8 protein-coding genes are annotated in these 15126 nt (G+C 67.4%); 4 read left to right on the forward strand and 4 right to left on the reverse strand.

Annotation, left to right across the window (positions count from 1 at the left end; genetic code table 11):
* Nucleotides 1–131 precede the first annotated feature (131 nt).
* The 4 genes from ATO6_RS07605 to ATO6_RS07620 all read left to right on the forward strand — a co-directional run bounded on the left by ATO6_RS07605 (nucleotide 132) and on the right by ATO6_RS07620 (nucleotide 6061).
* Nucleotides 132–2066 (forward strand): extracellular solute-binding protein, encoded by a 1935-nt coding sequence (locus tag ATO6_RS07605; protein ID WP_088623279.1) that lies wholly within the window; start codon nucleotides 132–134, stop codon nucleotides 2064–2066.
* Between the two features lie 7 nt (nucleotides 2067–2073).
* Entirely contained in the window at nucleotides 2074–3180 is a 1107-nt protein-coding gene (locus ATO6_RS07610; protein WP_088623280.1) for a microcin C ABC transporter permease YejB, read from the forward strand.
* 194 nt (nucleotides 3181–3374) lie between these two features.
* Nucleotides 3375–4481, forward strand: coding sequence for an ABC transporter permease (locus ATO6_RS07615; RefSeq protein ID WP_088623454.1), 1107 nt, complete (start codon nucleotides 3375–3377; stop codon nucleotides 4479–4481).
* Entirely contained in the window at nucleotides 4478–6061 is a 1584-nt protein-coding gene (locus ATO6_RS07620; RefSeq protein ID WP_088623281.1) for an ABC transporter ATP-binding protein, read from the forward strand. The genes ATO6_RS07615 and ATO6_RS07620 overlap by 4 nt, the downstream gene beginning before the upstream one ends.
* 4 nt (nucleotides 6062–6065) lie before the next feature.
* Here the strand turns inward: ATO6_RS07620 and ATO6_RS07625 are convergent, their stop codons facing one another.
* Genes ATO6_RS07625 through ATO6_RS07640 form a run of 4 tightly spaced genes read right to left on the reverse strand, consistent with a single transcriptional unit; the run spans nucleotide 6066 to nucleotide 15074 of the window.
* Nucleotides 6066–8669: a hypothetical protein gene (locus ATO6_RS07625; RefSeq protein ID WP_088623282.1), complete on the reverse strand. Its 2604-nt coding sequence runs from the start codon at nucleotides 8667–8669 to the stop codon at nucleotides 6066–6068.
* Nucleotides 8666–11944 carry a hypothetical protein gene (locus ATO6_RS07630; RefSeq protein ID WP_088623283.1) on the reverse strand — a complete coding sequence of 1093 codons (3279 nt, stop codon included), beginning with the start codon at nucleotides 11942–11944 and terminating at the stop codon, nucleotides 8666–8668. Before ATO6_RS07630 ends, ATO6_RS07625 begins: the two co-directional genes overlap by 4 nt.
* Complete coding sequence (locus ATO6_RS07635; RefSeq protein WP_088623284.1) at nucleotides 11934–12998, reverse strand: serine protease; 1065 nt, start codon at nucleotides 12996–12998, stop codon at nucleotides 11934–11936. The genes ATO6_RS07630 and ATO6_RS07635 overlap by 11 nt, the downstream gene beginning before the upstream one ends.
* A gap of 36 nt (nucleotides 12999–13034) precedes the next feature.
* Nucleotides 13035–15074 (reverse strand): caspase family protein, encoded by a 2040-nt coding sequence (locus tag ATO6_RS07640; RefSeq protein ID WP_088623285.1) that lies wholly within the window; start codon nucleotides 15072–15074, stop codon nucleotides 13035–13037.
* Between the last annotated feature and the right edge of the window lie 52 nt (nucleotides 15075–15126).

Below are 15126 nucleotides of genomic sequence, written 5' to 3' on the forward strand. Positions count from 1 at the left end.
CGGCGGCCTTTTTATTGCGCGGATGACGGGTAAATCACGGCGTCGTCACGCAATCTCAACTTGAACGTGGTCCGGCCCACACTTTAGCTTATCTCGAAGGGCGAAAGCTTTCGCCGGACCCGGAGGACAGGATGCACCCGACTCAAAGCCGCGCCCGTGGCGCAGCACCCCGAACCCTTGCCCGCCGAATCCCCCGCGTCGCCACGACGTTGGCGCTCGGCGTGCTGACGGCGGCGGTGCTGGCCGCGCAACTGCCCGCGCAGGACAATGCCGAGGTCATCAAGAGCCACGGCTACAACTACTTCGGCGAACTGAAATATCCGGCCGATTACGCCCATTTCGACTATGTGAACCCCGAGGCGCCCAAGGGCGGCGAGATCGCGCTGGACGCATCGGGCACCTTCGACAGCCTGAACCCCTATACCCGCAAGGGGCGGGCGGCGGCGCTGTCGTCGACGATGTACGAAAGCCTGATGGACGGCAGCGCGCCGGCCGACGAATACGGCTCCCAGTACTGCCTGCTGTGCGAAAGCCTCGAATACGACGCGGGCAAGACCTACGTCATCTTCCACATGCGGCAGGACGCCAAGTTCTCGGACGGCACCCCGCTGACCGCGCACGATGTCGTGTTCACCCATGACCTGTTCCTCGAACAGGGTCTGCCGTCCTACGCGATCGCGGTGAAGAAGCGGGTGCTGGGCGCCGAGGCGCTGGACGATTACACGGTCAAGTTCACCTTCGCCGACGACATGTCGCGTCGGTCGCTGATCGACCAGGTCGGATCGACGCCCGTCTTCTCCAAGGCGTGGTACGAGGAAACCGGCGCCCGTCTGGACGAGCCGCGGCTGGAAACCTCGCCCGGTTCAGGCCCCTACATGATCGACAACTTCGAGGTGAACCGCCGCATCGTCTACAAGCGGAACCCGGAGTACTGGGGCAAGGACCTGCCCATCAACGTGGGGCGGCACAACTTCGACCGCATCCGGATCGAGTACTTCGCGGACGAGACCGCCGCCTTTGAGGCGTTCAAGGCGGGCGAATACACGTTCCGCGAGGAAGGCAATTCCCGCTACTGGGCGACCGCCTACGACTTCCCCGCCGCACAGCGCGGGCTTGTGCGGACGGAGGAGATCCCCGACGGGTCGCCGCCCGCCAACTCGGGCTTCGTCTTCAACCTCGGGCGCGAGACGCTGAAGGACAAGCGCGTCCGGCAGGCGCTGGCGCTGGCCTACAACTTCGAATGGACGAACGAGAGCCTGCAATACGGCCTGTTCAAGCAGCGCTCGTCCTTCATCCAGGACACCCCGCTGGAAGCCAAGGGCGTGCCCGAAGGCACCGAGCTGGAACTGCTGAAGTCGCTCGGCGACCTCGTCCCCGAAGAGGTGCTGACGCAGGAACCGGTGATGGCGCACACCTCGGACGCGGCCCGTCTGGGCGACCGCCGCAACCTGCGGCAGGCGATGCGTCTGCTGGACGAGGCCGGCTGGCCGGTCGGTAGCGACGGCATGCGCCGGAACGAGGCGGGCAACCTGCTGACGATCGAGATCCCGATCAACTCGTCCGGGTCCGGGACGCTGGAATCCGTGGTGGAGACATTTGTCCAGAACCTGCGCCAGATGGGCGTGGACGCGAAGATGGAAAAGGTCGACCCCTCGCAATACACCAACCGCCGCCGCGACCGCGATTACGACGTGATTTTCGACGCCTACCGCGTGTTCCTCGGCGCCGGCACCGGTCTGCGGCAGGTTTTCGGGTCGGGCGAGGCCGAGTTCTCGCTGTTCAACCCGGCCGGGCTTGCCTCGCCGCTGGTGGACAAGCTGATCGACAAGGCGCTGGAAACCAACAGCCAGGAAGAGCAGGACAACGCGATGCGTGCGCTCGACCGGGTGCTGCGGAACGAATTCTTCATCGTGCCCGCTTGGTACAAGGCGGATCACTGGGTGGCCTACTGGGACATGTACGATCACCCCGAAACGATCGCGCCCTATGACCTCGGGTATCTCGACTACTGGTGGTACGACGCCGAGAAGGGCGAACAGCTTCGGGCCACCGGCGCGCTGAGGTAAGCCCGAGATGGGAGCCTATATCCTTCGCCGGCTGCTGCTGGTGATCCCGACGCTGCTCGGGATCATGATCATCAACTTCACCCTGACCCAGTTCGTGCCGGGCGGGCCCATCGAACAGATCATCGCCGAGCTTCAGGGCGAAGGCGACGTGTTTCAGGGCATCTCGGGCTCGGGGTCGGACGGGGGCGCGACCGGGCCGGGGCAGGGCGTCGGCGCGGTCGGATCTGACAGCAAGTACGAGGGCGCACGCGGCCTGCCGCCCGAGTTCATCGAGCAACTGGAGCGGGAATTCGGCTTCGACAAGCCGCCGCTCGAACGGTTCCTGAACATGATGTGGAACTACATGCGGCTCGACTTCGGCGAGAGCTATTTCAACAAGCGCGGCGTGCTGGAACTGGTGGCGGACAAGCTGCCCGTGTCGATCACGCTGGGCCTGTGGTCGACGCTGATCGCCTATATCGTCTCGATCCCGCTGGGGATCCGCAAGGCGGTGCGCGACGGGTCCAAGTTCGACACATGGACCAGCGGCGTGATCATCGCGGCCTATGCGATCCCCGGCTTCCTGTTCGCGATCCTGCTGCTGGTGCTGTTCGCGGGCGGGTCCTACTGGCAGATCTTCCCGCTGCGCGGCCTGACCTCGGACAACTGGGACCAGCTGTCGTGGGGCGGCAAGATCCTCGACTACTTCTGGCACATCACGCTGCCGGTGCTGGCCTCGACCATCTCGTCCTTCGCCACGCTGACGCTGCTGACCAAGAACTCGTTCCTTGACGAGATCAAGAAGCACTACGTGATGACCGCCCGCGCCAAGGGGCTGTCGGAAAGCCGCGTGCTCTATGGCCACGTCTTCCGCAACGCGATGCTGATCGTGATCGCGGGTTTCCCGGCGCTGTTCGTCAGCGTGTTCTTCGGCGGGTCGATCATCATCGAGACGCTGTTCTCGCTCGACGGCCTCGGCCGGCTCGGGTTCGAGGCGGCTGTGGCGCGGGATTACCCGATCATCTTCGGGACGCTCTTCGTCTTTTCACTGCTGGGGCTGGTCGTGGGGATCCTGTCGGACCTGATGTATGTCTTTGTCGATCCGCGGATCGACTTCGAACGGCGGGAGGGCTGAGCATGGCGAACGGCAACGATCCCGACGACAAGGCCCCGAAGGGCGTCTATCACACCGGCACCGCCCACGTGCCGCCGTCCCGTCCCATCCGTGGGGCCGAGCCGGCGGATACCGGGCATTTCCATGAGGAACGGCCCGAGCCCGGTCTGACCGGGCACCTGGGTCCGCAGCCGCAGGCCGTCACATCGCGCTCGATGTACATGTCGCCGCTCAACAAGCGGCGCTGGCGGAACTTCCGTCGGAACGGGCGGGCGTTCTGGTCGCTGGTGATCTTCACCATCCTGTTCACCCTGTCGCTGTTCGCCGAGTTCATCGCCAACGACAAGCCGATCATCGTGTCCTACCGGGGCGAGCTCTTTACGCCGATCTTCAACTTCTACCCCGAGACGGCGTTCGGCGGCGATTTCCAGACCGAGGCGATCTACAGCGACCCCGAGGTCCAGTGCCTGATCGCCAGCGGCGGGCTGGATGCCTGTTTCGACGATCCGGACGGCGTCAGCCTCGACGTGCTGGACGGCGAATTCGAAGGCCAGCCCGTTGAAACCGGCTGGGCCATCTGGCCGCCGATCCCCTATTCCTACGACGCGCCGGTCGATCGTCCGGGCGCCGCGCCGCTGCCGCCGAACGGGCAGAACCTGCTGGGCACCGACGACACCAAGCGCGACGTGCTGGCGCGGGTGATCTACGGCTTCCGCCTGTCGATCCTGTTCACGCTGCTGGTGACGACCTGCGCCAGCCTGATCGGCATCGCGGCGGGCGCGGTGCAGGGCTATTTCGGCGGCTGGATCGACCTGACCTTCCAGCGGATCATCGAGATCTGGCAGGGGATGCCGATGCTCTACGTCATCATCATCCTATTCGCGATCCTCAGTCGCGGCTTCTGGCTATTGGTCATATTGATGATCGTCTTCGGCTGGCCCGCACTGGTCGGCGTGGTCCGGGCCGAATTCCTGCGGGCGCGGAACCTCGAATACGTGCGGGCGGCCAAGGCGCTCGGGGTGTCGAACACCACGATCATGTTCCGCCACATGCTGCCGAACGCGATGGTGGCGACGCTGACCATGCTGCCGTTCATTGTGACCGGCACCATCGGCTCGCTCGCCTCGCTCGACTTCCTCGGTTTCGGCCTGCCGTCCTCTTCGCCCTCGCTGGGTGAACTGACGCTGCAGGCCAAGCAGAACCTGCAGGCGCCGTGGCTGGGCTTTACCGCCTTCTTCACCTTCGCGATCATGCTGTCGCTGCTCGTCTTCATCTTCGAAGGCGTGCGGGATGCCTTCGACCCGAGAAAGACCTTTCAATGAGCGTTCTCGAGGTGAAGGACCTGCGTGTCGGATTCCGGCAGGACGGCAGGGTGGTCGAGGCGGTCAAGGGCGTCTCGTTCAGCGTCGACAAGGGCGAGACGGTCGCGATCGTGGGCGAATCCGGGTCGGGCAAGTCCGTCTCGGCCCTGTCCACCGTGGCGCTTCTGGGTGACAACGCGCAGGTGACGGGGTCGGTGACCTTCGAGGGCAAGCAGATGATCGGCGCCTCCGAGCGCGAGCTGCGCGCGGTGCGCGGCAACGACATCAGCTTCATCTTCCAGGAGCCGATGACCTCGCTCAACCCGCTGCACACGATCGAGAAGCAGTTGGGGGAAAGCCTCGCCCTGCACCAGGGCCTGACCGGCGACGCGCAACGGGCGCGCATCCTCGAACTGCTGAACCGGGTCGGCATCCGCGACCCCGAGGAACGGCTGGGCGCCTATCCGCACCAGCTGTCGGGCGGGCAGCGGCAGCGGGTGATGATCGCGATGGCGCTGGCCAACAAGCCGGTGCTGCTGATCGCGGACGAGCCGACGACCGCGCTCGACGTGACGATCCAGGCGCAGATCCTCGAACTGCTGGCCGAGCTGAAGCGCGAAGAGGGCATGGGCCTGCTGTTCATCACCCACGACCTCGGCGTCGTGCGACGGATCGCGGATCGCGTCTATGTCATGCAGCACGGCGAGGTGGTGGAGACGGGGCCGACCGAGGAGATCTTCGTCAACCCGCAGCACCCCTACACCCAGAAGCTGCTGGCGGCGGAATCCGTCGGTTCGCCCGGACCGGTCGCCGACAAGGCGACGGAGATGGTGCGGACCGAGCATCTGAAGGTCTGGTTCCCGATCTATCGCGGCCTGTTCCGCAAGACGGTGGGCCACGTGAAGGCGGTGAACGACGCGTCGATCAGCGTGCAGGCGGGCGAGACGCTGGGGATCGTGGGCGAATCCGGCTCGGGCAAGACGACGCTGGCGCTGGCGATCATGCGCCTGATCGCGTCCGAGGGCGGGATCACCTTCGACGGTCGCGACATCCGCTCACTGTCCACGCAGGACCTGCGGCGGCTCAGGGCCGACATGCAGATCGTGTTCCAGGATCCCTTCGGCAGCCTCAGTCCCCGGATGACCGCGGAGCAGATCATCGCCGAGGGTCTGACCGTCCACAAGCTTCCCACCGACAAGCCGCAGCGCGAGCTGGTGGCCGAGGTGATGCAGGAGGTCGGTCTGGACCCCGCCACGATGGACCGTTACCCGCATGAATTCAGCGGCGGCCAACGGCAGCGGATCGCGATCGCGCGGGCGATGATCCTGCGGCCCAAGCTGGTGGTGCTGGACGAACCGACCTCGGCGCTCGACATGACGGTGCAGGTGCAGATCGTCGACCTGCTGCGCGGGCTTCAGCAGAAATACGGGCTGGCCTACCTCTTCATCTCGCACGACCTCAAGGTGGTGCGGGCGATGTCGCACCGCGTCGTGGTGATGAAGCAGGGCGACATTGTCGAACAGGGCACGGCGACCGAGATCTTCGACGCGCCGAAAGAGGATTACACCCAGCGTCTGCTGGCCGCCGCGTTCCAGCGCTAGGCGGTCAGTCCGGCAGCGACTGCGCGTAGAGCCAGCCGATCTCGGCCTCCAGCGAGCGCATGGCGTCGGTGGTGAACTGGCCCGTCGCATCCGCCAGCGGGCCGTATGTGTCCTGCCGCCATGCGCGGTCGGTGTCCACCGCCTCGGTGATGCTGTGCCACGACTGCGGGAAGCGACCCGATATGCCGTGCGCCTCGGCCTCCAGCATCGACAGCGCGGCCAGTTCGTCGCGCCGGTCCTGTCCGTCGTCGGGCAGGATCGCGCGGTAGTCGGCGATGGTGGCCAGCGCGGCATCGGGCTGGGCATACATCGCGCGCAGATGCGCGTGGATGTAGCGCATGTAGAGCGCATCGTCCGGCGACAGGCGCGCCATGAAGTCGGGCCGGTCCAGCCAGCCGCGGATGATGTCCGCCCCGGCCAGCAGGTCGTCGGTGCCGGGCTGTTCGATGGCATAACTCAGGATCACCTGATGTGCGGCCCATGGCCGGGCGGTCATCGGGTCGATCATGTCATAGGCCTGCCGGGCGTAGGTCGCAGCACCCCGGTCGTCGCCCATGTTGCCGGTGATCGTGGCGAGGCGGTTGAGGAACATCGCCTCCAGATCGGCGGGGCTGTTGTCGCGTTCACGCAGCAGCCGGATCGCCTCGGCCAGCCAGTCGCGCGCCTCGGCGAACCGGCCGAGGGTGCTGAGCTGGCTGGAGACGTTCGAGAAGTTCCACATGTTCCACGGATGATCGCGCGGCAGCACGCCCGAGATCGTCAGCGCGAGCGAGGCGCGTTCCGACAGGCGGTCCTCGATCCCGGTCTGGTCCGGCGTCTCGGACAGCATGTCGAAACGCATCTGGTCCGCGAGAAGCTGAAGCCCGCCGGGGGCGCGGTTCCGGGCACGGACGGGTGCGAGGATCGCCTCCGCCGCGTCGAAGGGCATGTCGTCGTAGAGGCTGGGCGCGATCAGCGCCGCGGCGAAATCGGCGCTGGCGGAAGGCGAAGGGAGCCTCTGCCACAGGGCGATCCATTCGGCGATCAGCGCGCGGGTCGCGGCACCGGTGTCGCCGGTCAGGTCCACGCGGGCGGTGATCTCCAGCGCGCGAGCAAGGAGGGCGGTGTCGGGTGACAGGCCGGGCAGGGCGGCGGTCAGCCGGGCGCGTTCGCCGGCGACCTCGGTCGCGGGGCGGCTGGAGCCGAAGGAGACGGCGGTCACCGCGATCAGGTCGAGGAACGGGTCGGTGTCGGACAGCGTCCCGCCCATCCCCGCGCGCGCCATGCGGCGGGCGAACTCGACGGATTGCAGGGCGGAGTCGGTCTGGCCGAGCAGCGCCTCGAAATAGGCGCGGCTGGCGGCGATCATCGGATCGGGGGCGCCCTTGGACAAAGCGTCGAAGGCCATGATCAGGTTGCCCTGACCGCCTGACATCACGGTGCGCAGCACCGCCTCGCCGCCCGGATCCAGCAAAGCCTCGGCGGCAACGGGGCGCAATTCCGGGGCCAGCGCGAAGGCGGCCATGCCGGGGGCGTCCACGTCGATCAGCGCGGCGATCTGGGTGACCATCCGGTCCGATCGGGGCAGCGAGTTGCGGGCCGTGGCATAGGCGCGGCGATAGTGGTCCTGCGCCTCGGCGGTGCGGTCCAGCGCGTCGGCGAAGCGGCCGCGCGTGGCGATCAGCCGGGCGCGGTCACGGTCGGGGATGTCGGCGGTCGTCAGCCGCTCCTCGGCCTCGGCGAGGATGCGCGCGCCGCCGGCCATGTCGCCACGCCGGGCGAAGACGCGGGCCAGCAGGTCGGCCATGTCGGCGTAGTCGGCGTCATAGCGCCCCTCGGCGATGGCCGTTTCGCGCAGGGTTTCCAGCACCTCGGCCGCTTCGTCGTAGGCTTCGGCGCGGTAGAGAATCCTCCCGTGCAGTGCCCGGAACAGGGCCATGTTCTCGGCCGTCAGGTGGTCGGTTGCCAGCGCGACCTTTATCAGGATGCGCGACCGTTCCAGAAGGTCGGTGATGTCCGGATCGCTGACCGACAGGTCGAGCGACAGCGCCTCGATCTCCAGCTTCAGCATGTCGGCGTCGGTGATCCCGTCGCTCTCCTGCCGCGTCTGCCAGTAGGCGCCGCGCAGGCCGGTGGCGTCAGGGGCGCGCGTGCGCGTGGCGGCGACGGCGAGGTGGTAGAGCCCGCGCCGGAAGTCCCGCGCAAGGTCTGGCATTTCCGCCGCCTTCTCCACGGCGGGCCGCAGGGTGGCCAGCGCATCGGCGGGGCGTTGCAGGCGGACCAGCGCGATGCCCTGCAGGATCAGGGCGCGGATGCGGAACGGATGGTCCCGCGTCGCGGCGGTGTCGAGCAAGTGCGCGGCCTGACCGGCCATGCCCTCGGCCCGGTCGATGGCGCCGTGGCGGTAGAAGAGCTCGGCCAGCCGCAGGGCGGGATAGGCCAGCACGTCCGGCGGTGTCCCGGCGGGCAGGGCGCGGCCGATCTCGACGATGGTGCGGCGGGCGTCTTCGGGCTGTGCCGCCAACGCGGCATCCACGTCGCGCATGACCTCGGGCAGGGTCTGCGACACGGCGGCACCGGGCGGGGCGAGCGTAAGGATCGCCGCCAGTATGCCGCCGCGCAGGATCATTCCGGCGGTTCGGGCGGCAGGGTCTGGGCGTAGTCCCAGCCGATGATCGCCTCCCACGCGGCGCGGTTGCGGACCTCGGTCGCGCTGACGTCCTCGCCGTCGCCGTCGCGGATGGTGTCGCGGCGCCAGTCTTCCTTGATATCGTTGGACCGGGTGATGTCGCGCCATGCCGCCGCGTTGTCCTTGGCCCAGTAGACCGCGATGGCCCGCGTCATCACCAGCGACGACCGGTCGGGCCGCCATTCCAGACCGTCGTCCGGCACCTTGCTTTCGGCGGCGTCGAGCTGGGCCAGCACCTCGTCGATGGGGGCATAGTTGGCCAGCATGTCGGCATAGGACTGGTGCATGTAGATCTGGTCGCGGGCAGGCAGGCGCTTCATGAACGCCTCATTCTCGATGAAGGGGCGCAGCACTTCGCCCCCGCGCTTGGCGTCGTCGTGACGCTGCCGCGAGGCGTAGGCGTAGGTCATGATGACCCCGGCGGCCAGATCGCCGCGCGCGGTCATCGGGTCGATCATGTCGAATGCCTCGCGCGCGAGGGTCGCCGCGATTTCGACCTGCCCGGTTCCCATCAACAGGCTGGACTGCCGGGTGATGAGGAAGGCCAGCGTGTCCTTGCGGTGATAGGGGTTCGCCCGCCAGCTGTCCGTCGCACGCTGCATCCATTGCAGGGCATCGCCCCACATGTTGCGGTTCCAGAAGGCATTGGCGACGTTGAACTGGGTCGCGGCGACAAGGGCATGGTCGCGCGGCACCTCGTCGAGGATCGAGGTGGCGATGCCGCTCAGCTCCGAAATCGCGAGGTTCGAGGTGAAATAGGCGGGCGAGGAGAACGACCGCGTCAGCAGCATCGTGTCCTGCACCAGCGAGAGCCGGTTGCCTGGATCGAGGTCCAGCCAGCCCAGCATCTTCTCCATCCATTCGTCGCCCTCGGCGGGGCCGAAGTAGGAATAGATCATCTCGCAGGTCAGGGCGTAGGCCCATTTCTCCAGCACTGTCGGAGGGTCGGTGCGGGGGTCCGGCTGCACCTCCATCCAGCGGCGCAGGTCGGCGCGGACGCCGGCCTCGTTCCCGGACTGGTATTTCGACAGGGCCCGCAGCGTCAGGTAGAGGCTGAGCTGCGGCCGCGGCAGGGTGGCCTCGCGCGCCTGCAGCCGGGCGATCGCGTCGCCCGCCTTGTCCGCCAGATGGACGGTGCCCCAGACCTTGGCCACGAGGTCGATCAGGTCGAAGATCGCGGCATTGGCCGGGATCGACGACCCGAGCGTCGTGCGCGCCTTGCGCCGCGCCTCGTCCAGTGCGGTCTGGCTTTCGGAATAGGCGCCGACCATCGCCTTGTAGAGCGCGAGATTGACGAGGTATTCCGGCGACTGGTCCTCGTCCCGCTGGGCGTAGGCGTCCAGCAGCCGCTCCAGCCCGGCATAGTTCCCTTCCAGGAACATGCGGATCGTGTCCTCGCCCCCGCTCTTGAGTTCGTAGGACGCCTGGTCGATCACGCCCAGCTCGGCGGCCAGCGGATAGCCCTGCATCCCCGGATCGGCAGGGTCGATCAGACCGGCGTAGTATTTCACCTTGTTGTCCGTCACCCGCCGGTTGCGGCGCAGTTCCGAATAGGCGCGGCGGAAGTAGTCCTGCGCGTCCAGTTCGTTTTTCTGCCACTGGTAGGTGAAGGCGATCTGCCCCATCAGGTCCGCGATCGACCAGTCATCGGCCCTGCCCGCGTCCTTCAACAGGGCGAGGTCCTCGATCATCAGCGCCCGTGCCTCGTTGATCCCGTCGGTCCGGGCCACCGCGTTCCCGAGGCGCAGCGCGGTCACGGCGTAGTCAGTCGATAGGTTGTTGTTCTCGGTCAGGAAGGCGCGCCGTTCCTCGAAGAAGACGCGTGCCTCGGCGTAATGGCCCGCACGGTAGAGCAACTGCCCGTGGTTGCCGCGGAAGTAGGAGCGGTAGATCGGTTCGATCCCGTCCAGCACGTCGGCCAGTTCGAGGATCTGGCTGGACTGTTCGATCAGCTGCTCGGGCGACTCGTCCTCGCGCAGGGCGGCGTTCAGCGACAGGTAGAGCAGCAGCAGCGCCTGCGAGTTGGTGACGAGGTTCTCGCCGGTGAAGCGCGCCATGAACGTCTCGCGCAGTTCGGAGGCGTCGGTGGCGTTGTTGTCGGTGGCGGCGCGGGCGAGGAAGTAATGAGCCAGTTCGTTCAGGTCGCCCATCTCGGGGTCGTCGGCGCTGTCGGCCATGGCGCCGCGCAGCAGGATCTCGGCCTCGCCGGGGCGGTCCTTTTCGAACAGGGCCACGCCCTGAAAGATCGTCGCCTCGATCCGGTAGGGGTGGTTCACGCCTTCGTCCCGGTCCAGCGCGGATGCGACGGAGGATGCGAACCGCTGAAGCTCGTCCCAGTTCTCTCGCATGTAGTGATAGCGGGCGAAGGCGAGGTTCGGGTAGTGATCGACCAGCAGCGGGAAGTCCTGCTTGAACGTCGTGTCATTGGCCTTTTCCAGCACGCGATAGGCCGCGTCGAACTGGCCGTCGTCAGCCAGATCCAGACCGGCGTCGGCCATGTCCATGACCTCGTCCTCGGTCAGGGTGCGGTCGCGCCAGCCGCCCGGCAGGGTCATGTCCATCGCCAGATCGGCGTAGCGGACCATCTGGGTGTTGCCGGGGGTGACGAACCCGTAGCCCCGGTAGTAGTCGAGGAAGGCCGTGCGCAGCTCGGCCGCGTCCGGTGCGCCCGCGCTGGTGGCGGCAAGGGCGAGGAAGTAGCGCGCCAGTTCCTCGGCGGCCTCGTCTTCCTCCAGCGCCTCGCTTTCGGTCACGGCCTGACGCAGGACCGGCAGGGCCTCTTCGACCTCGCCCGACATGTAGAGCGCGGCGGCCCGCAGGATCGTCGCCTGCACCCGGTAGGGCAGGTCGCCCGCGCCGTAGGCGTTCATCTGGGTTTCGAATTCGGTGGCGTGTTCGATCGTCCCGGCCCAGTCACCATCCCAGTAGGCCATCAGGGCCTGCGCCATGCGCGGGAATGTGCGGACGAGGGGGGGGAGGTCGGGGTCTTCGGCGAGTGCGAGCGCTTCGTCCAGCGGGATCCGGGCCTGACGCAGGCGGTCCTCGATGATGAAGCCCATGGCCTCGGCGGTGTTGTTGATGATCTCGTCGCTCTTGTCCTGCGCCATGACCTGCGGTGCGGTCAGCAGGAGGGCGGCAGTCAGAAGCAGGGCCCCGAGGGTGCGGCGGGGCCCGAAGGCCCCGCCGCGGTGTCCGGTATGGACGTCAGTTGGCATTGATCGTCTGGCTCATCCAGTCGGTGAAGTTCGAGACCTTGGTATAGGCCGAGAACAGCGCCGTCTCGACGCAGGTCATGGTTTCCTTGTTGGCGAAACCCCACGACACGACACCGGCCTGCACGTAGGAGCCGTCGTTCAGCGGCACCACCAGCGGACCGCCGGAGTCACCCTGGCACGAGGTCTTGCCGCCCTCGTAGGTGCCCGAGCACAGCATGTTGTCCGACAGCGGGATCCGGGCCTTGGACACCAGCGCGTTCCACGCCTGCTGGGCGTTGTCGCCCTTCACGTCGAGGATCTGCAGCGCCTGGATAAAGGGCTGGGCTGCGGCCTGCGCGCGGGCTTCGAGGATCGCGCCGTTGCACTGGTCGCGGCCGAGGATCTGGATCTCTGCCTGGTACATGTCGGTGGGGTGCGAGCCGCCGTTGATCAGGCCCCAGCCGGTGACGATGGTCGGCACGCCGGTGACGTCGATCTGTTCGCCGAAGTTCTTGTCCGGCACCTTGATCGTCTGGTAGGGCGCGTTCGGTTTCCGGGCCAGCTTGATCAGCGCGATGTCGCTGTCGAACCCGTCGGGGTTGTAGCTGGTGTTGCGGAAGATGCCCGCCACCGGAACGACGTCACCCATGCCCGGCGCCAGCTTGTTGGTGCCGACGATGACCTGGATCTGCTGGGGCTGGAGGTCGAAATAGCCGTCCTTGTCCTGCATGTAGACGCAGTGCGCGGCGGTCAGCACCCACTGGTCGAGGATCATGGAGCCGCCGCAGAAATGCGATTCCGGTCCGACCGGGCGCCCTGCGATCAGCAGGCCGACCTGCCAGGGCCATGCACCCTGCGCCGCGATCTCGCCGCCGATGACGCGGCCGCCGGCCGCCTCGGCCGCCTTGCGCTGCTCCTCGGCCTGTTCTTCCTTCTTATTCGTTTCTGCAAATGCAAAGGGCGACGACACGGTCGGATCAGCTTCCGGCGCGGCGTCGAGGGACTGGGCGAACCCCGGCGTGGCGAGCGCGAAGGCTGCCACGGCAGGGAGGGCCAGACGGGTAATGAGTTTCATGTCTTGGGTCTCTCTTTGGTTACGTAATTGCAGTGGTCAGGGTGTGCCGGCGGGCGCTAGCGTGATGCGGAAGCGCGTGACCTCGAGCGAGGGCAGAGCGCCACCGAAACTGAAGTTGCGGGACTTGGTTTCCGGGTCGGCCGCGGCCATGAGCCACTGACCGAGTGCGGGGGTATCGGGCGTGTCCATCGCCCGCATCTGGACCGGATCGGCCAGCGCCGTCAGCACGGTGCGCGGCGCGCCCTGCACGGCGGGGGCGGCGAGGACGACGAGTTCTTCCTGACCCGGCGTGTCGCCGGGGTTCTGGATCAGCATCCCGATCTCCTCGGTCTCGCCGAAGTTCAGGCGGTTCGACAGGGCCCCGTCGGGATAGATCGGCGTGATCCGGAAATCGCGGTCGACATACAGCACGGTGATGTCCCGCGCGGTCTTGGAGTTGTTCTTGACGGTCAGCCAGAGCTGGTCGCAGGCGGAGGCGATCACCTCGCCCTGCGCCGGGCTGTCCGCGCCGGGCTCGCCGCAGGCACCGTCGGTGCCGGGCACATCGGTCTTGGACAGCGATACAGTCAGACCGACGCCGGGCAGGGCAAAGCTTGTGGTCGTCCCGCCCTCGGCCGCCTTCAACGCGGCGCGCAGGCGGTGCGCGCGGATCGCGCGTTCCAGGAACTCGGCCATCTGCGCGCGGTCCGCTCCGGCGGCCAGCCGGGGGCTGCTGCCCGCGCCGAGGCCATCCAGAACGCCGTCGCGCCCGGCCAGTGCAAGCGTGCCCTCGGTGAACACGGGCACGAAGTCCGGCGCGCCCTGCGCGGCGTCGGTGATGCCTTCCATCGTGTCGGTCAGGTCGCGCAGCATGTCGGCCAGATCGCCGATCTCGCCCTGCTCCGCCATCACCGGCGCGCCCAGCTTCAGCGGTTGCGGCAGGGCGGGACGGTGGAGTTTCGCATAGCCCTCGGCGGGCAGGCCCTCGGCGGACAGCGTTGCGCTGTCGGCTTTCGCCTCGGTCACTTCGGCGATCACTGGCTCGCCCGTGGCGGCGGCGTCGGCATAGACGGCGACCTGCGCACCCGTGTCGATGCCGCTCAGCAATCCGGCGGACATCCTGCGGCCCGTAACCGGCCAGACCGGATCGGCCTCGGCGGCGGTGCCGAACAGAGGCGCGTCCAGCAGCGGACCCTCGGCATCGGGGGTCTGCGCGGCGGGGCCGTCCTTGGCCATGCCGTCCACGGCGGCCATCAGCGCCTGCGACCAGCTTGCCCCGTCGGCCGAGGTCAGCACGGGCATCAGCGCGCTGGTGAAATCGCCGTACCAGTTGGTGTCGTCCGACGCGTCGCCGACCGGGTATTCGAAACTGCGCTGGTCGGATTGCGAGGAATACAGGAACACGAACTGCCCCGTGGGCGGCGGCGTGACCTGTCCGGGATGGCTGTCGCCCGCCTTGACGTCGGGCACGCCTAAAAGAGCCGGGTCGATGTAGCGCGCGGCCGAAACCTTTTCGTCCGTGATGGCGCGGAAACCGGTCGCGGAATGGCAGGCGTCGATGATCGCCACCAGTTCGGCCCCGGTGTCGAGGATCGCCTGCATCTTCACGCCCAGCTCATCGTCGATCAGCGCGTTCTCGACGCCCCCGATCGCGCCCTTCCAGTTCTTGGAATCCGAGGGCAGCAGGATCTCGTCATAGCCGCCCGCCTCGTCGCCCGAGGCGTCGGGCATCTGCGAACCGTGACCGGAGAAATAGAACACCACCGTGTCGCCCTGACCCACGGTCGCCGCCAGCGCGTCGAGTGCGTCGAGGATCGCCTGGCGGCGGGGCATGCCCGCGATGGTCAGGCCGTCATCGACCGTCGCGTCGGGGGCGGCGAGGATGGTGATATGCGCCGGGTCGGCACCTCGGGCGCGCAGCATCCGGGAGACCAGCTTGATATCGTTGGCCGGGCCGCGCAGATCGGCGTTGAGATATTCGTAATCGGAAACACCGATAACCAGCCCGTGGACCGCGGCCCATGCGGCCGGTGCGGTCAGGCTGATCGTGGCTGCGACGGCGATCCGCCGCGCCGCGGTGTTCAGGAAATGTGACATTCGCGCTCCCACGCTCCTCCGATGCCCAAGGATTGCAAGGGTTTGGCCCCGC

Origin of the sequence: Oceanicola sp. 22II-s10i (assembly GCF_002210105.1) — a bacterium.
Lineage (GTDB): Bacteria > Pseudomonadota > Alphaproteobacteria > Rhodobacterales > Rhodobacteraceae > Pseudooceanicola.